We start from the raw sequence: 23,996 nt of genomic DNA on the forward strand, positions 1-23,996 counted from the left end.
GGGGGCGGATGCGCTCCGTGCGTCCGCCCCCACAACACCCCGCCCCACGAAAGCGAACCTCCCCTATGAGCGAACCCCTGCTCTCCGTCGACGACTTCTCGGTCGTCTACGACGTCGACCCGCCCGTCGCCGCGGTCAAGAACGTCACCCTCGAACTCCAGCGCGGCGAGATCCTCGGGCTCGCGGGCGAGAGCGGGTGCGGCAAGACCACCCTCGCCTACGGCATCCAGCGTCTGCTGAAGCCGCCGGCCGTGATCACCAGCGGCTCGGTCGTCTTCCATGACGCCAGCGGGGAGGACGTCGAGGTCAACCGCCTCGACTCCGAGGAGATGCGCCGATTCCGCTGGGACAAGATCTCGATGGTCTTCCAGGGCGCGATGAACTCGCTGAACCCGGTGGCGACGATCGGCTCTCAGCTCGAGGACGTCTTCGAGGTCCACCGCCCGAGCCTCACGAAGGCTCAGCGCCGCACCGCGGTCGAGGAGCTGCTGGAGATCGTCAAGGTCGGCGCGCAGCGCTTCCGCTCGTTCCCGCACGAACTCTCCGGGGGCATGCGCCAGCGCGTGATGATCGCCATGGCGCTCGCCCTCCGCCCCCAGCTGATGGTGATGGACGAGCCGACCACCGCCCTCGACGTGCTCGTGCAGCGGGAGATCCTCAAGCAGATCTCCGCGCTGCGCCACGAATTCGGCTTCTCCGTGATCTTCATCACCCACGACCTTCCGCTGCTGCTGGAGATCAGCGACCGGATCGCCGTCATGCGCGAGGGCGAGATCGTGGAACTCGCGACCGCCGAGCGCATCTGGACCGACCCCCAGGACGACTACACGAAATCGCTGCTGGCCTCATTCCCGCGCCTCACCGGAGAGAAAGGGGTGGTCGCGCGATGACGACCCTCGAATTCGACGCCGTCACCAAGGTGTACTCGGTGCGCGGCGCCGGCCAGATCAAGGCCCTCGACGACGTCAGCTTCACGCTCGAATCGGGGCAGACGATCGGCCTTGTCGGGCAGTCCGGCAGCGGCAAGTCGACCATCGCGAAGATCCTGACCCAGCTCGAGACCCCGACCAGCGGAGAGGTGCGGCTCGGCGGGCAGCCGATCCCGCGACGCGGTGCCGGACTGCGCGCCTACCGCCAGCAGCTCCGCATGGTGTTCCAGGACCCGTTCGCGTCACTGAACCCGTACCACTCGATCGGCTACCACATCCAGCGCCCGCTGCGACTGGACAATGTCGTGCCGAAGGCCGAGGTGGACGACGAGGTGCGGCGCCTTCTCGACCGCGTGCGCCTCGATCCGGATTCGGTCATCGACCGACGGCCGCACGAGCTCTCCGGCGGCCAGCGCCAGCGCGTCGCGATCGCGCGCGCGCTCGCCTCCCGGCCGCAGTTCCTCGTCGCCGACGAGCCGGTCTCGATGCTCGACGTCTCCATCCGACTCGGCATCCTCAACCTGCTCGCCGACCTCCAGCGCGAAGAGGGCCTCGGCGTGCTCTACATCACGCACGACCTCGCCACGGCGCGCCACTTCAGCGACGAGATCCTGGTGCTGAATCAGGGCCGCGTCGTCGAGCGCGGCTCCGCCGATGACGTGATCCTGCGACCGCAGCACCCGTACACGCAGGAGCTCCGCGCGGCATCCCCGGATCCCGACAAGCACTTCCAGACCGCATCCGGCCCCCAGGGAGGCACCCGGTGACCACGACCCCGTCCCCCCACCCGACGGCCGACGCGGTCGAGCTCGGCACGACCGCAACGACCGCTGTGAAGAGCCGCTCCCGCATCCCGTGGCGGTTCCTCGGCGGGCGCGCCGCGTTCTACCTGTTCACGCTGTGGGCCGCAATCACGATCAACTTCTTCCTGCCGCGCCTGATGAAGGGCGATGCCGTGACGCAGTACCTCGCGCGCAATCGCAACGTCAGCCCCGAGGCCGCCGACGCGCTGCGCGCCCTGCTCGGCCTCGACACCGACAAATCGATCTTCGAGCAGTACCTCGACTACTGGGCGCTGCTGCTGCGCGGCGACCTCGGCGTCTCGCTGCTGCACGGGCTGCGCCCGGTCACCGAGGTGATCAGCCAGTCGCTGCCCTGGACGATCGGCCTGGTCGGCTTTGCGACCCTCATCTCGTTCGCGATCGGCACCATCGGCGGTGCCATCGTCGGCTGGCGGCGCGGAAGCCGCCTCGACGCGCTGGTTCCGATCACGACCTTCCTGAGCACCATCCCCTACTTCTGGCTGGGGCTGCTCGCGATCGCGCTGTTCTCGGTGAACCTCGGCTGGTTCCCGATCGGCAAGGCCTACGGCGTCGGGGTCTCCCCGGAGTGGTCGTTCGAGTTCATCGGCCAGGTCATCCACCACGGCACGCTCCCCGCGGCCACGATCGTCATCGCCTCGCTGGGCGGGTGGATGCTCGGCATGCGCAACATGATGCTCACCGTGCTTGACGAGGACTACGTGATGGTCGCGCAGGCCAAGGGCATGCCGCACGGCCGGGTGCTGTGGCGCTACGCGGCCCGCAACGCGGTGCTGCCCCAGATCCAAAGCTTCGCCCTCTCGATCGGGTTCATCGTCGGCGGCACGATCGTGATGGAGGTGGTGTTCAGCTACCCGGGAGTCGGCAAGCTCCTGCTGGATGCGACCAACGCCAAGGACTACGCGCTCATGCAGGGCGTGTTCCTCGTGATCACGCTCTCGGTGCTCCTCGCGAACGTCCTCGCCGACGTCGCCTACGCATTCCTCGACCCGCGCACGCGCCAGACGGAAGACTGATCCATGACCACCCACACCACCGACCGCTCGACGGACCGCCTCCCCTGGGCGCCCGCGACCGCGCTGCTGAACACCGTCTCGGGCCGCCGGGGACGCCGCGGCGCCGACCCCGACAAGCCGACGTTCTGGTCGAAGCTCGGATCGGCGTTCGCGATGTTCCGCAACCGCAAGTCGATCACGGGCCTCGCGATCCTCGGGTTCTTCGTGCTCGTCGCGATCTTCGCCGACGTGCTGGCGCCGTACTCGCCGACCGCGATCGACAACACGGCCCGCTTCCAGCCGCCGTCGGCCGAGCACTGGCTGGGCACCACCCACATCGGCGAGGACGTGCTGAGCCAGGTGATTCACGGCACGCGCGGCGTCATCGTGGTCGGCTTCCTGGCCGCGATCATCGCCACCGTGATCGCGATCACGGTCGGCGTGATCTCCGGCTACCTGCGCGGCTGGCGCAGTGAGGGCCTGTCGGCACTCACCAACGTCTTCCTCGTGATCCCCGGGCTGCCGCTCATCATCATCGTCGCCTCGATGTTCGAGGAGCCGCCGCTGGTGCTGATCGCTGCGGTGCTCGGCCTGATCGGATGGGCCTGGGGCGCGCGCGTCCTGCGCGCCCAGACGATGTCGCTGCGCAACCGCGACTTCATCCAGGCGGCGCGCGCCAACGGCGAGCCGCTGCGCCGGATCATCTTGATCGAGATGCTGCCGAACCTGATGGCGCTGATCGCCGCCAGCTTCGTCGGCACCGTCACGGCCGCGATCCTCGGGCTCACGACGCTCTCGTATATCGGCGTGATCCCGGTCACCACCTACAACTGGGGAACGATCCTGAACTGGGCCGGCGCGCAGGGCGCCTTCCGGCAGGACCAGTGGTGGTGGTACATGCCCCCGGGCCTGTGCATCGCCGCCATCGGTGTCGCCCTCTCGCTGATCAATTTCGGCATCGACGAATACGTCAACCCGCGCCTGCGATCCGCCGGTGAGCGAGCGCGCGCCATGAAGAAGAAGGGCATGAACGTCAACGACACCGTCACCGTCGTTCGCCCGGCAACTACCCCTGGAGAGACCTCGTGACCACCGCCCCCACTGCCCCGGCCTACCTCGACGCAACGCGCCCCATCGAGGTCCGGGTCGCCGACCTGCTCTCGCGCATGACCGTCGAGGAGAAGGTCGGGCAGATGATGCAGCTCGACGCGCGCGAGAACCTCCAGGAGCAGGTGCACGAGCAGCACGTCGGTTCGATCCTGCACGCCTCGCCCGAACGGCTCGCTTTGGCGCACGAGCTCGCCGCGCAGACCCGGCTGCAGATCCCGCTGCTCGTCGGGGAGGACTGCATCCACGGCCACTCGTTCTTCGAAGGCTCGACGATCTTCCCAACCCAGCTCGGCATGGCCGCGTCCTGGGACCCCGAACTGCTTGAGAAGGTCGCCCGGGCGACCGCCGAGGAGGTCGCCGCGACCGGAGTGCACTGGACCTTCTCGCCGGTACTGTGCATCACGCGCGACCTCCGCTGGGGGCGCGTCGATGAGACCTTCGGCGAGGACCCGTTCCTCATCGGGGAGCTCGCCTCTGCCATGGTGCGCGGCTATCAGGGCGGCGGCGCGAGCGACGAGACGGCGATCCTCGCCACCGCGAAGCACTTCGCTGGCTACTCCGAGACGCAGGGCGGACGCGACGCCAGCGAGGCCGACATCTCGCGCCGCAAACTCCACTCCTGGTTCCTCCCGCCGTTCGAGCGGGTGGCGAGGGAAGGCTGCCGCACGTTCATGCTCGGCTACCAGACCACCGACGGCGTGCCGATCACGGTCAACGACTGGCTGCTGAACGACGTGCTTCGCGGCGAGTGGGGCTACACCGGCACCCTCATCACCGACTGGGACAACGTCGGGCGCATGGTGTGGGAGCAGCAGGTGCAGCCCGACTACGCTCACGCCGCGGCCGCCGCCGTCAAGGCGGGCAATGACATGGTCATGACGACCCCCGGCTTCTTCCGCGGCGCGCTCGAGGCGATCGAGACGGGGCTGCTGACGGACGAGGAGCTGGACCCGGCCGTCTCGCGCATCCTGCGCCTGAAGTTCGAGTTCGGACTGTTCGAGAACCCGCGGCTGCCCGACGCTGCCCGCATCGACGCGATCGTGGGCAGCGCCCCGCACGCCTCGCTCAACCTCGAGGTGGCCCGGCGCTCGCTCGTGCTGCTGCGCAACGACGGCACGCTGCCGCTGCTCGACGAGCCCACGCTCGATGCGACGACCAGCACCCCGCGTCGCGCCGCCGTGATCGGTCCGCTCGCCGATGACGCGCAGACGCAGCTCGGCGACTGGGCGGGCTCCTCCGGTCAGGCCGACTGGCTGCCGAACGGGCACCCGCGGAGCATGATCACGACCGTCCTCGACGGACTGCGGGAGACGGCGCCCGCCGATTGGACCGTCGACTACGCGGAGGGGGCGCGCATCCTGACCCTCGAGAACGACCCGGCGGGCGAGTTCTTCCCCGATGGCCAGCCGCGACCGCAGGTCGTCGTGCCGTGCGCGCCAGACGAGGCGCTGATCGAGGACGCCGTCGCCGCCGCGCGCGAAAGCGACGTCGCCGTCGTCGTCGTCGGAGACCGCATCGAACTCGTCGGCGAGGGTCGCTCGACCGCGACCCTCGAGCTCATCGGCGGCCAGATCGCGCTGCTCGATGCGATTGCCGAGACCGGGACGCCGTTCGTCGTCGTGCTGCTCGCCTCAAAGCCGCTCGTGCTCCCGCCGTCGGCCGAGCGCGCCTCTGCGCTGCTCTGGGCCGCGAACCCCGGCATGGAGGGCGGTCGCGCGATCGCCGAGGTGCTGCTCGGGCTCACCGAGCCGACCGGCCGCCTGCCCATCTCGTTCGCGCGTCACGTCGGCCAGCAGCCGACGTACTACAACCAGATCCGCGGCCAGCACGGCGACCGCTACGCCGACCTCACGCAGAGCCCGGCGCACGCCTTCGGCGAAGGCCTCTCGTACACGACCGTCGAGTACGACGGGCTTCGGGTGCTGGACGACTCCTACGAGCTCGGCGACATCGTGCGGGCCGAGGTGCGCGTGACCAACACCGGGTCGCGGCCCACCCGCGAGGTCGTGCAGGTCTACATCCGCGACTCGGTGACCTCGGTGAGCTGGGCCGACAAGGAGCTCAAGTCATATCGGCTCGTCGACCTCGCCCCGGGCGAGTCCCGCGTCGTGACCGTCGAGGTCGCGGTGGCGGACTGCTCGATCGTCGACGCGGGCGCACGGAGACTCGTCGAGCCCGGCACCTTCGAGCTGCTGGTCGGCCCGTCGTCACGCGACGAGGTGCTGCTCACCGCACCGTTCACGGTGCGGTGAGCGCCTCAGCGGGGCTCGTGCTCTAGAGGCCCGCGATGATCTCGCGCATCAGGGCCGCGGCCTCGCTCGGCGTCTTGCCGACCTTGACGCCGGCCGCCTCGAGGGCTTCCTTCTTGGCCTGAGCGGTTCCCGCCGAGCCGGAGACGATCGCGCCCGCGTGACCCATGGTCTTGCCCTCGGGCGCGGTGAAGCCGGCGACGTATCCGACGACCGGCTTCGTGACGTTCGCCTTGATGAACTCGGCCGCGCGCTCCTCCGCGTCGCCGCCGATCTCACCGATCATGACGATCGCCTTGGTCTCGGGGTCGGCCTCGAACGCCGCGAGAGCGTCGATGTGCGTGGTGCCGATGATCGGGTCGCCGCCGATGCCGATCGCGGTCGAGAAGCCGAGGTCGCGCAGCTCGAACATCATCTGGTAGGTCAGGGTGCCCGACTTCGACACGAGGCCGATCGGTCCCTTGCCGGTGATGTTGTTCGGGGTGATGCCGACGAGCGACTCCCCGGGCGTGATGATGCCGGGGCAGTTCGGGCCGATGATGCGGGTCTTGTTGCCCTTCGCCTTGGCGTAGGCCCAGGCCTCGGCCGTGTCGAGCACGGGCACGCCCTCGGTGATCACCACGAGCAGCGGGATCTCGGCGTCGATCGCCTCCACCATCGCGTCCTTGGTGAAGGCCGGCGGCACGAACGCGATCGAGACGTCGGCGCCGGTGGCCGCCATCGCCTCCTTGACGGTGCCGAAGACGGGCAGGCTCACGCCGCCGTCATGCTCCACCGTGGTGCCGGCCTTGCGCGCGTTGACGCCGCCGACGATCTGGGTTCCGGCCTTGAGCATGAGGGCGGTGTGCTTGGTGCCCTCGCCGCCCGTGATGCCCTGGACGATGACCTTGGAGTCCTTGTTCAGGAAGATCGACATTCTGTTTCTCGATTCTGGAGTTCGATACGCCGCGAACGGCTACTCAATCAGCGGGATACCGGCGGGCTACGCCGCGGCGAGTTCGGCGGCCTTGTCGGCGCCCTGGTCCATGTTCTCGGCGATCGTGACGAGCGGGTGGTTGGCGGCGGCGAGAATCGCCCGGCCCTCCTCCACCTGGTTGCCGTCGAGGCGCACCACGAGGGGCTTGGTCGCGGCGTCGCCGAGGATCTCCAGCGCCTTGACGATGCCGTCGGCCACCGCGACGCACGAGGTGATGCCGCCGAAGACGTTGACGAAGACGCTCTTGACCTGCTCGTCGCCGAGGATGACGTCGAGACCGGCCGCCATGATGGTCGCCGAGGCTCCGCCGCCGATGTCGAGGAAGTTGGCGGGCTTGACGCCGCCGTGGTTCTCGCCCGCGTAGGCGACCACGTCGAGCGTCGACATGACGAGCCCTGCACCGTTGCCGATGATGCCGACCTGGCCGTCGAGCTTCACGTAGTTGAGGTCGTGCTCCTTGGCCTTCGCCTCGAGCGGGTCGGTGGCGGCCGCATCCTCGAGCTCTTCGTGCTCGGGGTGACGGAACGCCGCGTTCTCGTCGAGCGAGACCTTGCCGTCGATGGCGAGGATCGCGCCGGCTCCGGTGAGGATCAGCGGGTTGACCTCGACGAGCGTCGCGTCTTCCTTCACGTACACCTCGTAGAGGGTGACGAAGACGGGGGCGACCTGGTCGACCAGCTCGGCGGGGAACTTCGCGGCGATCGCGATCTCCTTCGCCTTGGCGAGGTCAAGACCCTCGCCCGGGTCGACCTCGACGCGCGCGAGGGCGTCGGGGCGCTCCTCGGCGAGCTGCTCGATCTCCATGCCGCCCTCGTAGCTCGAGAGCGAGAGGTAGGAGCGGTTGGCCCGGTCGAGCAGGACGGAGAAGTAGTACTCCTCCTTGATGTCGGCGCCCGCTGCGACCATGACGCGCTTGACGACGTGGCCCTTGATGTCCAGGCCGAGGATCGCCTCGGCGGCGGCCTCCGCCTCATCGGGGGTCTTGGCGACCTTGACGCCGCCGGCCTTGCCGCGGCCTCCGACCTTCACCTGCGCCTTGACGACGGTCACGCCGCCGAGCTTCTCCGCGGCCGCGCGGGCCTCGGCGGGGGTGTCGGCGATGATCCCCGGGAGTACGGGAACCCCGTACTTCTCGAAGAGGTCACGGGCCTGGTACTCAAAAAGATCCACGCTTTTGCTTCTTCCGTTGCAGTGGAGGGGTGCGGTGCCTTGATGTCGAGATAGTTCGATATCAAGACAGTTGGGCCAACAGGCACTCTACCTGCTCGAACCGGAGCGTGTTTCCGAAGGGGCCGGTCCGCGGTTGGAAAGTTCAGGGTTTCTTGCCGCCCGGATGCGACCATGAGGCATGCCGAGGCGCGATCGCGAGCTGGACCGCTACACGCGGGAGGGCGCTCTGCTGTTCGGCGGGGTGCTCGCGATCCTGCTGCAGCTCGGAGATCCGGTAGTCGCCCGTGGGGTCTCGGCCCACAGCGGCTTCGCCCACGATCCGCTCGGCCGACTGCGGCGCACCCTCGAGTACGTCTACGCGATCCGGCTCGGCCGCGATGAGCACGAGCGACTCGCCCGCCAGCACGTCAACCGCGCCCACGCGGGGGTGCCGGGGGCGCGCGAGGCCGAGCACCAGCTGTGGGTGGCGGCAACCCTCTACGCCGTCGGCGTCGAGACCTACGAGCGCCTGGTCGGCCCGATCGCCGACACCACACGGGATGACATCCTCGCGGCGAGCGCTCGGCTCGGCAGCGCGCTTCAGCTGCCCGAGAACGCCTGGCCGGGCACGCGCGACGCGTTCGAGGAGTACTGGGCCGAGCGCGTCGCGGGCCTGGCGTTCACGCCCGAGGCGCTGACCGTCGCCGAGCAGCTGATGCACCCGGCCGGCCCGTGGTGGCTGCGCCGCGCGATGCCGTTCGTGATCGAGGTGACGGCGGCGCTCGCGCCGCCGTCGGTGCGCGCGCCGCTCGGGCTCACCGAGGATCCGGTGCGGCATGCGCGCGCACTGCGGCGAGCGCGCACGCTCGTCCGGGTCACGCCGGGGCCGCTGCGGCGCCTGCCGTCACGTCTCCTGCTGCGCGGGCTGATCGCCGGGCGCTCTCACTCCGCCAGGATGCCGTAAAGCGACTTGCGCAGTGCCTCCATCTCGGCGATCGCGCGCGTGCGCTGCTCAGCAGTGGCCTCGTGGGGGAACTGCCAGAGCGCGCGCATCAGACGGCCCGCCGCGTCGCGGTATTCGCGCAGCTCGGCGCGAGCATCGGCGCGGTCGGCGCCGACATTCCACGCGCTCGCGATCTCGTCGGCGTGCTGCTCGACGTAGACGCGACCTTCGTCGGTGAGCGCGAACTCGCTCGCGCGACCTCCGCCGCCCGTCGACGCGATGAGCTCCTCATCGACGAGCTGCTGCAGGGTCGGGTAGATCGACCCGGGGCTCGGCCGCCAGGCGCCGTCGGAGCGCTCCTGGATCCGCTTGATGAGCGAATAGCCGGAGCCGGCCTCCTCGGCGAGCAGCCCGAGGATGGCGGCCCGCACGTCGCCGCGGCGCGCGCGACCACCGGGCCCACCGCGTCGACCGCGCGGGCCGAAGGGGAAGTCGAAGGCGTCGGGACCGAAGCCCGGTCCGCCGCTGAAGCCGGAGTCGAATCCGGGGCGGCGCCCGCGGGACTGCCAGGCGGGGTGAGAGTGGTGATTCATGGTGTCTCCCGAAATTCAAGGATCGCAACACTGTTCGTACGATAGGTCAACGATATATCGCTAATAGATCGCCCGCAAGACCCCTAGGCTGTCCGCGTGAGATTCGCTGCGCTGCGCGCCCGCTGGTACAAGGGCTATCTCACCGGGGGCAGCCTGCTCATGGCGGGCGACAACGCCGAGCACGCCCTCACCTACTGGGTGATGTGGCAGCTCTTCGAATCCCCGCTGCTCGCCGGCTTCGCCGTCGTCAGCCACTGGGTGCCGCACCTGTTCTTCTCGATCCCGTTCGGCGCGCTCGCCGACCGCTTCGACAATCGGCGCATCATCCAGATCTCCTGCGGCATGTTCATGCTCGCCTCACTGATCTGGGGCGTGCTGATCCTGAACGACGCGCTCGAGGTGTGGCACTGCATCCTGCTGCTTCTGCTGCACGGCTTCGCCAGCGCCCTGTGGCGACCCGCCGACCAAGTGATGATCTACGACATCGTCGGGCCGCGCGACCTGCCGAGCGCGGTGCGCCTGATGGCGACCGGGCTGAGCCTCGGCCAGCTCGTCGGACCCGCCTTCGGGGCGGCGATGCTCTTCACCGTCGGACCCGGCATCGGGATGCTTCTCAACATGGCGATGTACCTGCCGTTCGTCGTCTACCTCGCCCTCACCCCCCTCGACGGGCACCAGCACCGCACGACCCCGCGTCCGCGGGTGCACGTGCGCGACGTGTTCGCGGTGGTCAAGAAGCTCCCCCGCTACCCGTCGATCCTGATCGTGATGATCGTGCAGGGCGCGACCGGGCTGTTCATCGGGGCGGCCCTGCTGCCGCTGTTCCCCGAGTTCGGCAACCTGCTCGGGCTCGATGACTCGGGCCTCGGCTACGGGCTGCTGATCGTGTCGATGGCCGCGGGCGCCGTGATCGGCGGCCTCACCCTCGAAGCCATCGGGCGCATCCGCACCGGGGTCGGCCTCGCGGTCGGCGCCGCGATCGTCTACGCCGCGTGCCTGCTGATCTTCGCGGTCTCGCGCGAGTACCTGGTCTCGCTTCCGATGCTGCTGCTGGCCGGATTCGCGCTCATCTGGTCGGAGTCCTCCGGCCAGACCGTCGTGCAGCTGGATGCCCCGACCGACGAGCGCGGTCGCTTCGTCGGCGCCTCCAGCGTCACCGGCTTCGGGTTCCGCGCCGGCAGCGGCGTGCTGGTCGGCATCCTCGGCGGCATCGTCGGGGTGAGCGGAGCGCTCGCCATCGATGCCGGCGCCCTGCTGCTGATCGCGGGGGCGCTCGGCATCGTCGTACTGGCCCGCGGCATCCGCTCGCGCGCCGATGCCCCGCACGTGCCGGTGCACGCCGAGCCCGAGGACTGACCCGCCCGGCCCGCGCCGCGCCGCGCAGTGTGTCGTTTCTCCGGAGATTTCGCCGCGCCTCCCCTGCCCCACCCCTCGCAGTGGGTCGTTTCTCCGGAGTTTCCGGATGCGCGACGCCCGACATCGCCGGAGTTGCGGGCATCCGCCGCAGAACCTCCGGAGAAACGACACACTCGCGCGGGGCGGGGCGGCGGGAACCTCCGGAGAAACGACACACTGAGCTCGACGCGGATGCGCGGCGGGCGGAGCAGGAGGGGTGCGGAGCGCGCCTAGAGCTTCTCGATCGGCGCGATCTTGATCAGCAGGCGCTTGCGCCCGGCCGACTCGAACTGCACCTCGGCCACCGACTTCGGGCCGGTGCCCGACACGTCGGTGACACGGCCCTCGCCGAAGTCGGCGTGCCGGATGCGGTCGCCGACCGCGAGGGCGAGGTCGCCGTTGTCGCGCACCTTGTTGGTGACCGGGCTGGTCCACTCGGTCTTGGCCCGCGCGGGCGGCAGCGAGGTCGAGTAGGAGAAGCGGTCCTCCCGCGGGCTGCGCGCATTCAGCGCGCGCGGACGCAGGCCGCCGCGCGAGGTCGCATCGCCCGGGCTCTGCCGCCACTCGATGAGGCCGGCGGGGATCTCCTGCAGGTAGCGCGAGGGCATCGCGACGGTCGTCTCGCCGAAGGTCGACCGGCTCATCGCGAGCGACAGGTGCAGCTTCTTGCGCGCCCGCGTGATGCCGACGTAGAACAGCCGCCGCTCCTCGGAGAGCCCGCCCGGCTCGCCCGCCGACATCTGGTGCGGCAGCAGCCCCTCCTCGACGCCGGTCAGGAACACCGCCTCGAACTCGAGGCCTTTCGCGGTGTGCAAGGTCATCAGCGAGACGGTGCCCGAACTGTCGTCCAGGTCGTCGGCGGCGGCCACGAGCGCCACCTCGGTGAGGAAGTCGATCAGGCCACCCTCGGCGTTGTTGCGCCCGAACTCCTTCGTCACCGCGACGAGCTCTTCGACGTTCTCGATGCGCGCCTCGTCCTGCGGATCGCGGGTGGCGCGCAGCGCCTCCACGTAGCCGGTCTTGTCGAGCAGGAAGGTCAGCACGTCGGCGGGAGCGCCGCCGGGCCGACCGCCGCCGGGCGTCGTCGCGATGCGTGTCGCCTCGTCGAGGGTCGCCGCAAGCGTCAGGATCGCGGCGGTCACCTTCGGCCCGAGTCCCAGCTGGTCGGCATCCCGCAGCGCCTCGCGCAGCGGAACCTCCAGGCGGTCGGCGTGCGCCTGCAGCGCCGCCTCCGTCGCCGGGCCGATGCCGCGCTTCGGGGTGTTCATGATGCGGCGAAGCGCCAGGTCGTCCGCCGGGTTCGCCACCTGGATCAGGTACGCCATCGCGTCCTTGATCTCGGCGCGCTCATAGAACTTGGTGCCGCCGAGCACCCGGTAGGGCAGCCCCGAGCGGATGAAGATCTCTTCCAGCGCTCGCGTCTGCGAGTTGGTGCGGTAGAACACCGCGATGTCGCTGTAGCGCATGCCCGCCGAGTGCAGGGTGGCGATCTCGTCGGCGACGAACTGCGCCTCGTCGTGCCCGGAGTACCCGGTGTAGCCGACGATCGGATCGCCCGCCCCGACATCGGTGAACAGGTTCTTCGCCTTGCGGTCGAAGTTGTTCGAGATGACGGCGTTCGCCGCGTCGAGGATGTTCTGCGTCGAGCGGTAGTTCTGCTCGAGCAGGATCACCTTGGAGTCGGGGAAGTCGCGTTCGAACTCGACGATGTTGCGGATGTCGGCCCCGCGGAAGGCGTAGATCGACTGATCCGAGTCGCCCACCACGGTGAGCGAGGCCGCCGGGATCCCGCCGTCCGGCGCGAGCCGCATGCGGGTGTCGGCGGGAACATGCTCGGGCTTGACGGCCCGCACCAGCTCGCGGATGAGCGAGTACTGCGCGTGGTTGGTGTCCTGATACTCGTCGACCAGCACGTGCCGGAACCGGCGCTGGTAGAGCGCCGCCACCTCGGGGAAGGCGCGGAACAGGTGCACGGTCTCGCCGATCAGGTCGTCGAAGTCCATCGCGTTGGCGCGCCGCAGCCCCGCCGTGTAGCGGCGGAAGATCTCGAGGAACATGACCTCTTTGGGGTCGTCGGCGTTGACGTTGCGCGAATACGTCTCGACGTCGGAGAGCTCGTTCTTGAGCTTGGAGATCTTCGCGCTCACGTTGCCGGGGGTGAAGCCGAAGGTGTCGGCATCCATCTCCTTGATGATCCGCTTGATGAGCGCGCGGCTGTCGGCGGAGTCGTAGATCGTGAAGCCCTGCGTCATGCCCATCACCTCGGCCTGACGGCGCAGGATGCGCACACACGCCGAGTGGAACGTCGAGATCCACATGCCCTCCGCGGCGCCGCCGACGAGCTGGTTGACGCGCTCGCGCATCTCGGCCGCCGCCTTGTTGGTGAAGGTGATGGCGAGGATCTGGCTCGGCCACGCCTCCCGGCTCTGCAGGAGCCCGGCGATGCGGCGGGTGAGCACGCTCGTCTTGCCCGATCCGGCGCCCGCGACGATCAGCAGGGACGGCCCACGGTGCAGCACCGCCTCGCGCTGGCGCGGGTTGAGCCCCTCCAGCAGCGCCTCATCGACCGCGATCGGGCCGCCGGCGCTCTCGGCAGGGGGCATCCAGGCCTCCGGGTCGGAACCGAAGGGAACGGAGTCGGTGGGGAGGAAGCTCATGACCGGTCGAGTCTACGGCGGGCCGGGGACGACAACAGCGGTCGGGCCCGCCCAGGAGGGAGCGAGACCGACCGCCGAGTCGTCTGCGGCTACGCCGCGGGCTTGAGCGTGATCGCGCTGCGCCCGACCGCGAGCCAGATACCGGCGACGACGAGCCAGAGTCCGCCGACCAGGCCGCTAAGACCGGGCACGCCGGAGACGACGAACGCGCCACCGACCAGGATCGCGAGGATGCCCGAGAACGCCCCGAGTCCGCGCGAGACGCTCCGCTCGACGAACGCCATCCACGCGACGGCCGCCGCCGCGATCACGACGCCGAGCCACGGCAGGTACGGACCGAAGTCGGTCAGCATGTAGTAGACGAAGAGACCCTCCTCGCCGTAGAGACCCGACTCGGGGCCGTCGAAGCCGTAGTTGGCGAGGGCGCCCTTCCAGCCGTAGGCGAGCGTGAGCCCGGCCGCGGAGGCGAGCAGCCCGCCGCTGACGACGCGGGCGGCGATCGAGTTCGCGTAGGCGTTCTCGACGCGCACGCGCCACGCGCCGTGGAAGACCAGCATCGCCGCGATCGCGACGAAGCCGAGCAGGAAGCCGAGGTAGTTGTTGGTGCGGGTGATGTCATCCATGTCGGCCGGCGTCACCTCGTAGGGGATGCCGTTGGCGACCGCCTGCATCTCGGTGATCGGGCGCACGTCCATCAGAATCGTGGCGGTGAACCCGAGCGCTCCGGCGAGCACGGCCCACAAAGGCCAAAGCCGGTGGCGGGCCCGATCCTTCGGGGCAGCGTCGGTGGGAGAGAGCTCAGGGGAGGTGGTTTCGGTGCTCATGACAGTCCTTTTCGCGGAGGGGAGCGCACAACGGCGCGGCCGCGAAAATGCGCGGGCCGAAGAAGGACGGTACGGACTCCCGCCGTCGCGGACGGCGACCTGTCGGCTCCGATTACGCCGCGTTTACGTGCGAGGGCGCAGGGCGCGCGGCAGGTCGGGGTGGTCCGCGAACACCCCGTCGAGCCCTGTGCCGATGAGAAGCTCGAACTCGCGCTGCCAGTCGCCCCAGGCGGAGGGCGACGACCCGCGGCGATGCGGCGGCGCGAGGAAGCGGTTCTCGGGGCGCAGCGTCCACGTGTAGACCTCAAGCCCGGCGTCGTGCGCGCGCGTGACGAGATCGGTGGCCCTCATCCCGTCACCCTCAGACGTCATCAGCAGCTCCTTGTTCACGCTGATCCCGTCGACCTCGGCGGCGAGGCGCGTGAGACCGGCGGTGGTCAGCTGCGTCGAGTAGGCCGGCGCCTGGCGACCGAACCTCGCGCGCAGGTCGGGCGCGGAGCCCGACTTCTCGATCAGGTAGACGAATCGCGCCCGCAGCCCGAGGTCGCGCAGCTCGGTGAGCGCGGACTGCTCGAAGCACTCCACCGTGAGCTCCGGCCGCCCGCTCCAGGCGGCCAGCTCGCGGGCCACCGCACGCTCGAGCGGCAGGCCGATCGACGCGAAGTAGCTCGGATGCTTGACCTCCGCCACCAGCCCGATCACGCGTCCGGTTCGCGCCCGCGCCTGCTCCAGCAGGTCGAGCAGGTCGACGAGTCGAAGGATCGGCTCGTGCCCGTCGAAGGTGGTCGAGCTCTGCCGGAGCTTCGGCAGCCGCTCCCGGGTGCGCAGCGTCGCCAGCTCGGCCCAGTCGAAGTCCTCGGTGAACCAGCCGGTGAGCTTCTGCCCGTCGACAACCCTGGTGGCGCGCCGGTCGGCGAACTCGGGGCGCTCGGCCACATCCGTGGTGCCCGAGATCTCATTCTCGTGACGGATGACCAGCACGCCGTCGCGGGAGCTCACGATGTCGGGCTCGACCGCATCCGCGCCGAGCGCGATCGCGAGCTCGTAGGCCGCGCGGGAGTGCTCGGGGCGGTAGCCGCTCGCGCCGCGGTGCCCGATCACGAGGAGCTCGGTGAAGGTCACGGTGCCACGATAGTGTGGCCGCATCATGGCTCCCCGCGACCGCGCCACCTCATCGGAGCGCCGGTCGCCGTGGCGGGAGCCCGCCTCGCTCATTCCGCTGCGCTGGGGCTGGTATCGCGAGCGCCTCGCGCTGGGAACGGGACTGATCGTCTCGGGAGGCGTCGCCATCGCCGGATCGAACACCTGGTCGCTGTGGCTGCTCGGCCTCGGCACCACCGCCTACTTGGCGGGGTGGAGCATTCTGCCGTCCGCGGGCTGGCGACGCGTCGTCGTGCTGTTTCCGGCGACGCTTGCCGCCTGGCTGCTGCTCACCGGGCCGCGCTTCATCGGCGTGCTCGTCGTGCCCTACCTGGCGTGGCTGCTGGTGCGCCACCGACCGCTGCGCAGCTACGCGACGGTGCTGTTCGTGATCGCCACCTCCGTGATGATCGTGCGCATCGTCACCAGCCGCTCGGTGTTCACCGAGTACGAGTACATGACGGTCGCCCTCGGCTCCGGCCTCGCGGTCATGGTGCTCTCGTCGTGGGCGGCCCGCGCGCTGCACGCGGCGGGCGCCGCCAAGCCGGTGCCCGCGCGAGTTCGCGCCGAGCGCGACACCGCTCCGCCTGCGGCGAAAAGTCAGGATCGCGAGCGCGAGATTTCCTAGACTAGGAACGGCGACGCAGCCGCGTCGCTTCGCCCCCGAATTATCGAGGACACCAGGACACCATGGCCGAGTTCGCCTATCGCAACATGCCCACCAATCCGCAGGCTGCTGCCGCGTCGGCCGCCGTCATTCCGACCGCGGCCCAGCTGAACCAGCAGTTCACCCAGCCGAGCGCCACCTCCGACCAGATGGAGCGGATGAGCTACGAGGACACGATCGCCAAGGTCGTGGGCGCGTTCGCCGTGCTCCTCGTCGGTGCGGCCGTCGGCTGGTTCGTGCCCGCGCTGTGGATTCCCGCCGCCGTCGTCGGCCTCGTGCTCGGCCTCGTCAACGCCTTCAAGAAGCAGCCCTCCCCCGCGCTGATCCTCATCTACTCGGGTGTTCAGGGCGTCTTCGTCGGAGGCATCTCGGCCTTCTACGCGAGCCTGTGGGACGGCATCGTCCCGAGCGCCGTGCTCGGCACCCTCGGCGTGGTCGCCGTCACCCTGGCGCTGTTCGCCAGCGGCAAGGTGCGCGCCTCGAAGCGCGCGACGAAGATCTTCCTCGTCGCGATGGTCGGCTACCTCGCCTTCTCGCTCGTCAACGTCGGCCTCATGCTGTTCGGCGTCACCGACTCGATGTTCGGCGCACGCGACTTCACGATCCTCGGAATCCCGCTCGGCGTGATCCTCGGCATCTTCGTCGTCATCATGGCCGCCTACTCGCTCGTGCTCGACTTCGATTTCATCAAGCGCGGCATCGAGTCGGGCGCCCCGCGCGTCTACGGCTGGACCGGCGCCTTCGGCATCATCGCCACCGTCGTCTGGCTGTACCTCGAGATGCTGCGACTGCTCAGCTACTTCATGCCGCGCAACTAGCGCGACAACGCGAAAGCGGCCCGAGCCTGGGAAGGCTCGGGCCGCTTTTCGTTTGCGACTCAGCGGGACAGCTTCGGGTCACCCGGTGCGCCGAGCCCCGAGACGGGGCTCGGGGAGCAGCCCGCGAAGGCCAGAAATGGCCTTCGCCCACGGGCTACTCCCACTCAATCGTTCCTGGCGGCTTCGACGTGACGTCGAGCACGACCCGGTTGACCCCGTCGACCTCGTTGGTGATGCGGTTCGAGACGCGCGCCAGCACGTCGTAGGGCAGTCGCGTCCAGTCGGCGGTCATCGCGTCCTCCGAGCTGACCGGGCGCAGCACGATCGGGTGGCCGTAGGTGCGGCCGTCGCCCTGGACACCGACGCTGCGCACATCGGCGAGCAGCACCACCGGGCACTGCCAGATCTCGGCGTCGAGGCCGGCCGCGGTCAGCTCCTGACGCACGATCGCATCCGCCGCCCGCAGCAGTTCGAGCCGCTCGAAGGTGACCTCGCCGACGATGCGGATGCCGAGCCCGGGACCGGGGAACGGGTGGCGCCCGACGATCGCCTCGGGCAGCCCCAGCTCGCGACCGATCGCGCGCACCTCGTCCTTGAACAGGGTGCGCAGCGGCTCGACGAGCTCGAACTGCAGATCCTCGGGAAGCCCGCCCACATTGTGGTGGCTCTTGATGTTGGCCGTGCCGGTGCCGCCGCCCGACTCGACGACGTCGGGGTAGAGCGTGCCCTGCACCAGGAACTTGATCGGGTCGCCCTCGGCGGCGAACTCGGCGACGAGCTCCGCCTGCGCGGCCTCGAACGTGCGGATGAACTCGCGTCCGATGATCTTGCGCTTCGTCTCGGGGTCGCTGACACCGGCCAGCGCCGTGAGGAACTGGTCCGCCGCATCCACCGTGACCAGGCGGATGCCGGTCGCGGCCACATAGTCCTTCTCGACCTGCTCGCGCTCGCCCTGGCGCAGCAGACCGTGGTCGACGAAGACGCAGACCAGCTGGTCGCCGACCGCCTCGTGCACGAGCGCCGCGGCCACCGCCGAGTCGACGCCGCCGGAGAGCCCGCAGATCACCCGGCCCGAGCCGACCTGGGCCTGGATGCGCGCCACCTGCTCGGCGATCACGTTGTCGGCGTTCCACTCCGGGGCGATCCCGGCCGCGCGGTGCAGGAAGTTCTCCAGCACCTGCTGGCCGAAGGCCGAATGCTTCACCTCGGGGTGCCACTGCACGCCGTAGAGCTTGCGCTCGTCGCTGCCGAAGGCGGCCACCGGGGTGGAATCGCTGGAGGCCAGCACCTCGAAGCCCTCGGGCGCCTTCACGACCGAGTCGCCGTGGCTCATCCACGCGCTCTGGGTGGGCGGCTGCTCGTTCAGGAACACACCGCCGTCGCCGGCGAGGCGCACCTCGGTGGAGCCGTACTCGCGCGCGCCGGTCTTGGCGACCTCGCCGCCGAGCTGCTGGGCCATCACCTGGAATCCGTAGCAGATGCCCATCGTCGGGATGCCGAGCTCGAGGATCTCCGGGTCGAGGCTCGGCGAGCCCGGCTCGTAGACGCTCGAGGGTCCGCCCGAGAGCACGATGCCGACCGGGTTCTTCTCGCGGATCTCCGCGGCCGTGATCGTGTGCGGCACGATCTCGCTGTAGACGCTCGCCTCCCGCACGCGGCGGGCGATCAGCTGCGCGTACTGGGCGCCGAAGTCGACGACGAGGACGGGGCGGGATTCGGCGTGCTCGGCGGCAGCGGCATCCGGGGTGTGCGTCACGCGGTCACCTCGACCGGGCTCGCGGCGTCCTCGACTTTGGCGATTTCAGCTTTCACGAACTTCGGCACCTCGAATTCGAACCAGAACGACAGGAAGGGGATGACACCGCCGAGCGCGATCCACAGGAACCGGAGGAAGCTGAACCGCAGCAGCCGCCAGAGCATGAAGTCGAGCGCGAGGTAGAGCACGTAGAGCCAGCCGTGCACCGACAGCAGCACGACCGACAGGTTGATCGCGGTCAGCTGACCCACCTGGGTGAGGGCGAGAAAGCCGAACGGCCCGCCCAGCTCGATGTCGAGGTGGAATCCGTAGCGGAACACCATCATCACGACCAGTCCGAGCAGGAAGAACCCGGTGATCATCGCCGAGACGCGGTACACGGCGAGGACCGTGCGGATGCGGGGAACGTCAGAGAGGCTGGGTCCGGCAGGCATGGCTCTAGTCTACGGTCGCCGCTTCGACCTCTTTCTCGACCTCGTCCATGACGAGGCGGTACCAGAGGTAGAAGGCGAAGCCGGCGAAGATCAGCCATTCGAGCGCGTAGAACAGGTTCAGCAGGTTCACTGACGCTTCGGGCAGCGGCGCCGGCGCGTCGATCAGCGCCAGCCCGTCGGGCGCGGTGTCGGAGATCAGATAACCGCCGTAGACGGTTCCGCGATAGTCCGACCAGACGTTGACGAATTCGGCGATCGAGACCGCCGAGCGCTCCCCCGTCTCCAGATCCTCGGATCGGGGGGGCTCGCTCGGCAGGTAGCGGCCCTGCAGCTCGACGACCGCGTCGCCGGAGGGAGCGGCGGCACGGGCCTCCGCCTCGGTCGCCGACCAGCCGAGCGCGACGGTGAGCGACACCGGCTCGGCAGAATCAGCTCCCTCCACCAGGAGCCGCGCGACCGTCCAGTACCCGGTCTCGCCGTCATGCAGGCGCGACGAGAGCACCAGGGTGTCCTCCGGGGCGAACCGGCCGCTGACGGAGACGACCCTGCCGAGCTGCTCGCCGGTCACCGACATCGCGGGCGTCGCGAGCTCGGTCAGCGGGATCACCGTCTCGGTGTCGATCTCGTTGACGACGCTGGCCGCGAGGCTGCGCTCCAGCTGCCAGCGGCCGAGACCGGCGAAAGCCGCCGCGACCGCGAGCACGAGCACGAGCGCGGCGATCCACTTCGGCTGCCGGGCGAGGCGCCAGAAGCGAGTTGACCTGCTGTCGTTCAATATTCCGGATCCCTCTCCCGCGGCGGCACGACGCCGTCGCCCTGCTCGGCGGCCCGGGCTGCGCGCGCGGCCGCCGCATCCACCTCATCATGCTCATCGGGGCCCGACCGCACGGAACGCCCGCCCGCGGGCGGCTCGACCGGGGAACGCTCGCCGGCTGCGGCTTCGAACGCCTCCTCCGCCTCGGCGGGCTCCGCCGCCATGATCTCCTCGGCGAAGGCGATGAGCGGATCGACCGGGGCCGCGGCGCCCGCTCGCGCGGCACGGCGCCGCCGGAGCACCGCACCGAACTTCTCCGAGTTCACCGCGAGCACGGGGCCGATGACCGCCATCGAGAGCACGTAGAGCCCCGCGAACGGCGTCAGGCGCTCGTCGAGTCCGGCTGCGGCTGCGAGCGTCGCCAGGATCAGCGCGAACTCGCCGCGCGTCTGCAGCATCGCGCTCACGTTGAGCCCCTGGGCGGCCGTGAGCCCGTTGAGGCGCGCGATCAGCTGACCCCCCGCGGTGTTGATGACGAGCGTCACGACGATGGCCGCCACCACCGGCCAGACGACCTCGCCGAAGGTGGACGGGTCGAGGGCGAGTCCGAAGGCCAGGAAGAAGAACGCCGCGAACACGTCGCGCAGCGGCCGCGTGAACTGCTCGATGCGCGCCCGCAGATGCGTCGAGCCGAGCACCAGCCCGATCAGGAACGCGCCGATCGCATCCGAGACGCCGAGCAGCTCGCCGATTCCGCCGAAGGCGACCGCGAGACCGAAGAACAGGATGGTGAACAGCTCGTCGTCGCGCGTCTGCACGAGACGCGCCACCAGGCGCCCGCCGAAGCGGGCGAGCGAGAACATCGCCACCAGGAACGCGAACGAGATCGCCAGCTCAACGACGATCGGCCAGAGCTCCGTCTCGCCGCCGATCACGACGCCGACGATCGCCAGATAGATCGCGATGAACACGTCCTCCACCACGGCGATGCCGAGGATCACCGGGGTCTCGCGGTTCGCCAGCCGGTGCAGCTCGATCAGCAGCTTGGTGATGATCGCGCTGGAGGAGACACCGGTCATCCCCGCCACGATCAGCGCCTCGCGGGACCCCCAGCCGAGGAACAGGCCGAAGGCGAAGCCGACGCCGAAGTTGATCGCGATGCGGGTGCCGCCCGAGATCAGCAGCGCCTTCGCGTTGCCGAAGAACTCGTCGAGGTCGAACTCGAGACCGAGGCTGAAGAGCAGGAAGATCAGCCCGAAGATGGCGACCAGTTCGACGTCGTCGGCGCTGAAGTCCAGCGGGAACAGCGCGAAGTTGGGGCTCGCCAGCAGCCCCACCAGCATGTAGATCGGGATCGCCGGGAGTCCGATGAACTTGCCGAGCCGTCCCAGCACGTAGGCGATGAGGAACAGGACGCCGAGGACGAGGAGTTCTTCGCCGTGCATGCGCTACTCCCCGGGCGGGGAGTCCTGCACCGGGATCGCCGTCGTCGGCGTCTTCGCCTTGACCTCGCCCGTGCGGTAGAACTGGAACGCCTTCGCCACCTTCTCGGGGCTTCCCGCCACCACGAGGGTGTCGCCGGGGAAGACCTTGAAGTCCTCCGCCGGCGCCGGGTTCGCCGCGTCCGAGCGAACGATCGCGACCACGGTCACGCCGGGCAGACCGCGGCTCGCCATGTTGCCCAGCGGCTGCCCCGCGATGTGGTCCTCGTAGTCGACGTGGAACCAGTCGATCGAGAGCCCCGGGATCTGGTCGATGCCCGAGAGCGATTCGGTGATGCGCGTGCCGCCGAGCAGCTCGGCGAGGGTGTGCGCCTCATCCTCGTCGAGGCGCAGCGACACCTTGTTGCCGTCGTCCACCTCGTCCGCATCGGCAAAGGCGATCAGGTCGCTCTGGCCCGAGCGGTGCGTGATGACGCCGACCTTTCCGCCGTCGCCGGAGATGAAGGTGTGAAGCACGCCGACACCGGGCAACTTGACTCGACGAACGTCGACCATTCACGGCTCCTCTCGGCGCGGGTGAGGTCAGTCTAGTTGGGGCTGAATTCGGGCGCCTGACGGCGGATGCGGTCCGCCGATTCGTCGTCGGGCTGACGCTGGCTGTCCAGCTCCGCCTCGACGCGCGCGCGGTACAGCGCCACCTCGCGCTCGATGCGCGCCTCGTCCCAGCCGAGCTCCTCGCCCATCAGCCGCGCGGCCACCGGGGCCGCCGCGATGCCACGATCCCACGACTCGATCGAGATGCGGGTGCGCCGTGCGAGCACGTCGTCCAGGTGCAGCGCGCCCTCATGGCTGGCCGCGTAGACCACCTCGGCGCCGATGTAGTCGTCGGCTCCCGGCAGCGGGTCGAGCAGCTCGGGTCGGGCGCGGATCAGATCGAGCAGCTCGTCGGTCATCACCCCGTAGCGGTCGAGCAGACGCTCGACCCGGAACTTGTGGATGCCGAAGGCGCGCGCGATCTTGCCCCGTTTGTTCCAGGCCGCCTGGTAGCCCTCGGCCCCCAGCAGTCCGATGTTCTCGGTGACCGACTCGGCGGTGCGACCGTCGAGCGCCGCGACGGCCTCGTCGATCGCATCCTTCGCCATCACCCGGTAGGTCGTCCACTTGCCGCCCGCGACCACGACCAGCCCCGGCACCGCGTGCGCGACGACATGCTCGCGGCTGAGCTTGCTCGTCTCGTCGCTCTCGCCCGCGAGCAGCGGGCGCAGTCCCGCGAAGACGCCCTCGACGTCGTCGCGGGTGAGCGGCACCGCCAGCACCTCGTTGACATGGTCGAGGATGTAGTCGATGTCGGCGGCCGTGGCGGCCGGATGCGCCTTGTCGAGGGTCCACTGGGTATCCGTCGTGCCGATCAGCCAGTGCCGACCCCACGGGATCACGAACAGCACGCTCTTCTCGGTGCGCAGCAGCAGACCGAGCTTCGAGTGGAAGCGGTCGCGCGGCACGACCAGATGCACGCCCTTCGAGGCCCGCACCTTGAACTGGCCACGCTCGCCGACCATCGCCTGCGTCTCATCGGTCCAGACGCCGGTCGCGTTCACGACCTGCTTGGCCATGATCTCGAAGTCCTCGCCGGTCTCCACGTCGTGCGCCTTCACGCCGACGACGCGCTGCCCCACCTTCACGAAGCCGACGACCTTCACCCGGTTGGCGACGTGCGCGCCGTAGAAGCTCGCCGTGCGCGCGAGCGTCGCCACGTAGCGCGCGTCGTCGACCTGGGCGTCGTAGTAGCTCAGCCCGCCGACGAACGCATCGGCGCGCAGGCTCGGCGCCGCTCGCAGCACCTGCCGCCGGCTGAGGTGGCGGTGATGCGGCACCCCCGGCGGACGAAGCCCCGTGTAGCTGAAGATGTCGTACAGCAGCATGCCCGCACCGACATAGGCGCGCTCCAGCAGCGGCTGGGTCAGCGGGTAGAGGAATCGCACGGGCTTGACCAGGTGCGGAGCGATCCGCTGCAGCAGGAGTCCGCGTTCGATGAGCGCCTCGCGCACCAGCGGGAAGTCGAGCTGCTCCAGGTAGCGGATGCCGCCGTGCACGAGCTTCGAGCTGCGGCTCGAGGTGCCCGAGGCCCAGTCGCGCGCCTCCAGCATGCCGGTGCGCAGGCCTCGCGTCACCGCGTCGAGGGCCGCGCCGGCGCCGACGATGCCGCCGCCGATCACGAGCACGTCGAGCTCTTTGGCGCGCATGTTCGCCAGAGCGGCCGCCCGCTCCTCCGGACCCAGCTTGTTCGACCGGGTGACAGAAGCAGGGCTCATGCGAACGCTCCTCGCGATTCAGCTCTGACGGT

General features: G+C 69.6%; 21 protein-coding genes. 9 read left to right on the forward strand and 12 right to left on the reverse strand.

The features are described 5' to 3' along the window. The first annotated feature begins 65 nt into the window (after positions 1 to 65). The 5 genes from ACR3ZA_RS06335 to ACR3ZA_RS06355 all read left to right on the forward strand — a co-directional run bounded on the left by ACR3ZA_RS06335 (position 66) and on the right by ACR3ZA_RS06355 (position 6,107). Positions 66 to 890 (forward strand): ATP-binding cassette domain-containing protein, encoded by an 825-nt coding sequence (locus ACR3ZA_RS06335; RefSeq protein WP_473661167.1) that lies wholly within the window; start codon positions 66 to 68, stop codon positions 888 to 890. Then, entirely contained in the window at positions 887 to 1,696 is an 810-nt protein-coding gene (locus ACR3ZA_RS06340; RefSeq protein WP_473661168.1) for an ATP-binding cassette domain-containing protein, read from the forward strand. The genes ACR3ZA_RS06335 and ACR3ZA_RS06340 overlap by 4 nt, the downstream gene beginning before the upstream one ends. Next, a complete protein-coding gene (locus tag ACR3ZA_RS06345; protein ID WP_473661169.1) occupies positions 1,693 to 2,766 on the forward strand; it encodes an ABC transporter permease subunit in 1,074 nt (357 codons plus the stop codon). Before ACR3ZA_RS06340 ends, ACR3ZA_RS06345 begins: the two co-directional genes overlap by 4 nt. A gap of 153 nt (positions 2,767 to 2,919) precedes the next feature. Then, positions 2,920 to 3,834: an ABC transporter permease subunit gene (locus ACR3ZA_RS06350; protein WP_473662291.1), complete on the forward strand. Its 915-nt coding sequence runs from the start codon at positions 2,920 to 2,922 to the stop codon at positions 3,832 to 3,834. Next, positions 3,831 to 6,107 (forward strand): exo-beta-d-1,3/1,6-glucosidase, encoded by a 2,277-nt coding sequence (locus ACR3ZA_RS06355; protein WP_473661170.1) that lies wholly within the window; start codon positions 3,831 to 3,833, stop codon positions 6,105 to 6,107. Before ACR3ZA_RS06350 ends, ACR3ZA_RS06355 begins: the two co-directional genes overlap by 4 nt. Before the next feature lie 22 nt (positions 6,108 to 6,129). Here ACR3ZA_RS06355 and sucD read toward each other — a convergent pair whose 3' ends face one another. Next, entirely contained in the window at positions 6,130 to 7,020 is an 891-nt protein-coding gene (gene sucD / locus ACR3ZA_RS06360) for a succinate--CoA ligase subunit alpha (protein WP_473661171.1), read from the reverse strand. Positions 7,021 to 7,086: 66 nt separating this feature from the next. Further along, positions 7,087 to 8,250 carry an ADP-forming succinate--CoA ligase subunit beta gene (gene sucC / locus ACR3ZA_RS06365; protein WP_473661172.1) on the reverse strand — a complete coding sequence of 388 codons (1,164 nt, stop codon included), beginning with the start codon at positions 8,248 to 8,250 and terminating at the stop codon, positions 7,087 to 7,089. Positions 8,251 to 8,428: 178 nt separating this feature from the next. On the opposite strand from sucC, the gene ACR3ZA_RS06370 reads away from it, so the two are divergent. After that, positions 8,429 to 9,193, forward strand: a complete 765-nt coding sequence (locus tag ACR3ZA_RS06370) for an oxygenase MpaB family protein (RefSeq protein WP_473661173.1) — start codon at positions 8,429 to 8,431, stop codon at positions 9,191 to 9,193. On the opposite strand, the gene ACR3ZA_RS06375 is transcribed toward ACR3ZA_RS06370, so the two are convergent. After that, positions 9,172 to 9,765, reverse strand: coding sequence for a helix-turn-helix transcriptional regulator (locus ACR3ZA_RS06375; RefSeq protein ID WP_473661174.1), 594 nt, complete (start codon positions 9,763 to 9,765; stop codon positions 9,172 to 9,174). The genes ACR3ZA_RS06370 and ACR3ZA_RS06375 overlap by 22 nt on opposite strands. A gap of 96 nt (positions 9,766 to 9,861) precedes the next feature. On the opposite strand from ACR3ZA_RS06375, the gene ACR3ZA_RS06380 reads away from it, so the two are divergent. After that, positions 9,862 to 11,121, forward strand: a complete 1,260-nt coding sequence (locus ACR3ZA_RS06380) for an MFS transporter (RefSeq protein WP_473661175.1) — start codon at positions 9,862 to 9,864, stop codon at positions 11,119 to 11,121. Between the two features lie 269 nt (positions 11,122 to 11,390). On the opposite strand, the gene ACR3ZA_RS06385 is transcribed toward ACR3ZA_RS06380, so the two are convergent. From ACR3ZA_RS06385 to ACR3ZA_RS06395, 3 genes are all read right to left on the reverse strand, one after another. After that, the gene (locus tag ACR3ZA_RS06385; protein WP_473662292.1) at positions 11,391 to 13,763 is read right to left on the reverse strand and encodes a UvrD-helicase domain-containing protein; all 2,373 of its coding nucleotides are present in this window, start codon (positions 13,761 to 13,763) and stop codon (positions 11,391 to 11,393) included. A gap of 143 nt (positions 13,764 to 13,906) precedes the next feature. Then, a complete protein-coding gene (locus ACR3ZA_RS06390; protein WP_473661176.1) occupies positions 13,907 to 14,641 on the reverse strand; it encodes a hypothetical protein in 735 nt (244 codons plus the stop codon). Positions 14,642 to 14,764: 123 nt separating this feature from the next. Beyond that, positions 14,765 to 15,763 carry a glycerophosphodiester phosphodiesterase family protein gene (locus ACR3ZA_RS06395; protein ID WP_473661177.1) on the reverse strand — a complete coding sequence of 333 codons (999 nt, stop codon included), beginning with the start codon at positions 15,761 to 15,763 and terminating at the stop codon, positions 14,765 to 14,767. 25 nt (positions 15,764 to 15,788) lie between these two features. On the opposite strand from ACR3ZA_RS06395, the gene ACR3ZA_RS06400 reads away from it, so the two are divergent. Continuing rightward, entirely contained in the window at positions 15,789 to 16,409 is a 621-nt protein-coding gene (locus tag ACR3ZA_RS06400; protein WP_473661178.1) for a hypothetical protein, read from the forward strand. A gap of 86 nt (positions 16,410 to 16,495) precedes the next feature. After that, positions 16,496 to 17,266 carry a Bax inhibitor-1/YccA family protein gene (locus tag ACR3ZA_RS06405; protein WP_486179527.1) on the forward strand — a complete coding sequence of 257 codons (771 nt, stop codon included), beginning with the start codon at positions 16,496 to 16,498 and terminating at the stop codon, positions 17,264 to 17,266. Positions 17,267 to 17,420: 154 nt separating this feature from the next. Here ACR3ZA_RS06405 and guaA read toward each other — a convergent pair whose 3' ends face one another. The 6 genes from guaA to ACR3ZA_RS06435 are packed head-to-tail and all read right to left on the reverse strand — an operon-like array spanning position 17,421 to position 23,964. Then, positions 17,421 to 19,022, reverse strand: coding sequence for a glutamine-hydrolyzing GMP synthase (gene guaA, locus ACR3ZA_RS06410; protein WP_473661180.1), 1,602 nt, complete (start codon positions 19,020 to 19,022; stop codon positions 17,421 to 17,423). Then, positions 19,019 to 19,456 carry a DUF3817 domain-containing protein gene (locus ACR3ZA_RS06415; protein WP_473661181.1) on the reverse strand — a complete coding sequence of 146 codons (438 nt, stop codon included), beginning with the start codon at positions 19,454 to 19,456 and terminating at the stop codon, positions 19,019 to 19,021. Before ACR3ZA_RS06415 ends, guaA begins: the two co-directional genes overlap by 4 nt. Positions 19,457 to 19,460: 4 nt before the next feature. Further along, a complete protein-coding gene (locus tag ACR3ZA_RS06420; RefSeq protein WP_473661182.1) occupies positions 19,461 to 20,231 on the reverse strand; it encodes an SURF1 family cytochrome oxidase biogenesis protein in 771 nt (256 codons plus the stop codon). Further along, a complete protein-coding gene (locus ACR3ZA_RS06425; RefSeq protein WP_473661183.1) occupies positions 20,228 to 21,655 on the reverse strand; it encodes a cation:proton antiporter domain-containing protein in 1,428 nt (475 codons plus the stop codon). Before ACR3ZA_RS06425 ends, ACR3ZA_RS06420 begins: the two co-directional genes overlap by 4 nt. A gap of 3 nt (positions 21,656 to 21,658) precedes the next feature. Then, positions 21,659 to 22,207, reverse strand: a complete 549-nt coding sequence (locus ACR3ZA_RS06430; RefSeq protein WP_473661184.1) for a cation:proton antiporter regulatory subunit — start codon at positions 22,205 to 22,207, stop codon at positions 21,659 to 21,661. 32 nt (positions 22,208 to 22,239) lie between these two features. Then, on the reverse strand, positions 22,240 to 23,964 hold the full coding sequence (locus ACR3ZA_RS06435; RefSeq protein ID WP_473661185.1) for an FAD-dependent oxidoreductase: 1,725 nt from the start codon (positions 23,962 to 23,964) through the stop codon (positions 22,240 to 22,242). Positions 23,965 to 23,996: the final 32 nt, after the last annotated feature.

Source organism: Herbiconiux sp. J20-20 (assembly GCF_057365085.1).

Excerpts from the sequence above, each read along its gene's own strand:
- ACR3ZA_RS06335 (WP_473661167.1), top strand. The coding sequence starts at position 66 with ATGAGCGAACCCCTGCTCTCCGTCGACGACTTCTCGGTCGTCTACGAC.
- ACR3ZA_RS06340 (WP_473661168.1), top strand. The coding sequence starts at position 887 with ATGACGACCCTCGAATTCGACGCCGTCACCAAGGTGTACTCGGTGCGC.
- ACR3ZA_RS06350 (WP_473662291.1), top strand. The coding sequence starts at position 2,920 with ATGTTCCGCAACCGCAAGTCGATCACGGGCCTCGCGATCCTCGGGTTC.
- sucD (WP_473661171.1), bottom strand. The coding sequence starts at position 7,020 with ATGTCGATCTTCCTGAACAAGGACTCCAAGGTCATCGTCCAGGGCATC.
- ACR3ZA_RS06370 (WP_473661173.1), top strand. The coding sequence starts at position 8,429 with ATGCCGAGGCGCGATCGCGAGCTGGACCGCTACACGCGGGAGGGCGCT.
- ACR3ZA_RS06375 (WP_473661174.1), bottom strand. The coding sequence starts at position 9,765 with ATGAATCACCACTCTCACCCCGCCTGGCAGTCCCGCGGGCGCCGCCCC.
- ACR3ZA_RS06385 (WP_473662292.1), bottom strand. The coding sequence starts at position 13,763 with ATGCCCCCTGCCGAGAGCGCCGGCGGCCCGATCGCGGTCGATGAGGCG.
- ACR3ZA_RS06390 (WP_473661176.1), bottom strand. The coding sequence starts at position 14,641 with ATGAGCACCGAAACCACCTCCCCTGAGCTCTCTCCCACCGACGCTGCC.
- ACR3ZA_RS06400 (WP_473661178.1), top strand. The coding sequence starts at position 15,789 with ATGGCTCCCCGCGACCGCGCCACCTCATCGGAGCGCCGGTCGCCGTGG.
- ACR3ZA_RS06405 (WP_486179527.1), top strand. The coding sequence starts at position 16,496 with ATGCCCACCAATCCGCAGGCTGCTGCCGCGTCGGCCGCCGTCATTCCG.
- ACR3ZA_RS06415 (WP_473661181.1), bottom strand. The coding sequence starts at position 19,456 with ATGCCTGCCGGACCCAGCCTCTCTGACGTTCCCCGCATCCGCACGGTC.
- ACR3ZA_RS06425 (WP_473661183.1), bottom strand. The coding sequence starts at position 21,655 with ATGCACGGCGAAGAACTCCTCGTCCTCGGCGTCCTGTTCCTCATCGCC.
- ACR3ZA_RS06430 (WP_473661184.1), bottom strand. The coding sequence starts at position 22,207 with ATGGTCGACGTTCGTCGAGTCAAGTTGCCCGGTGTCGGCGTGCTTCAC.
- ACR3ZA_RS06435 (WP_473661185.1), bottom strand. The coding sequence starts at position 23,964 with ATGAGCCCTGCTTCTGTCACCCGGTCGAACAAGCTGGGTCCGGAGGAG.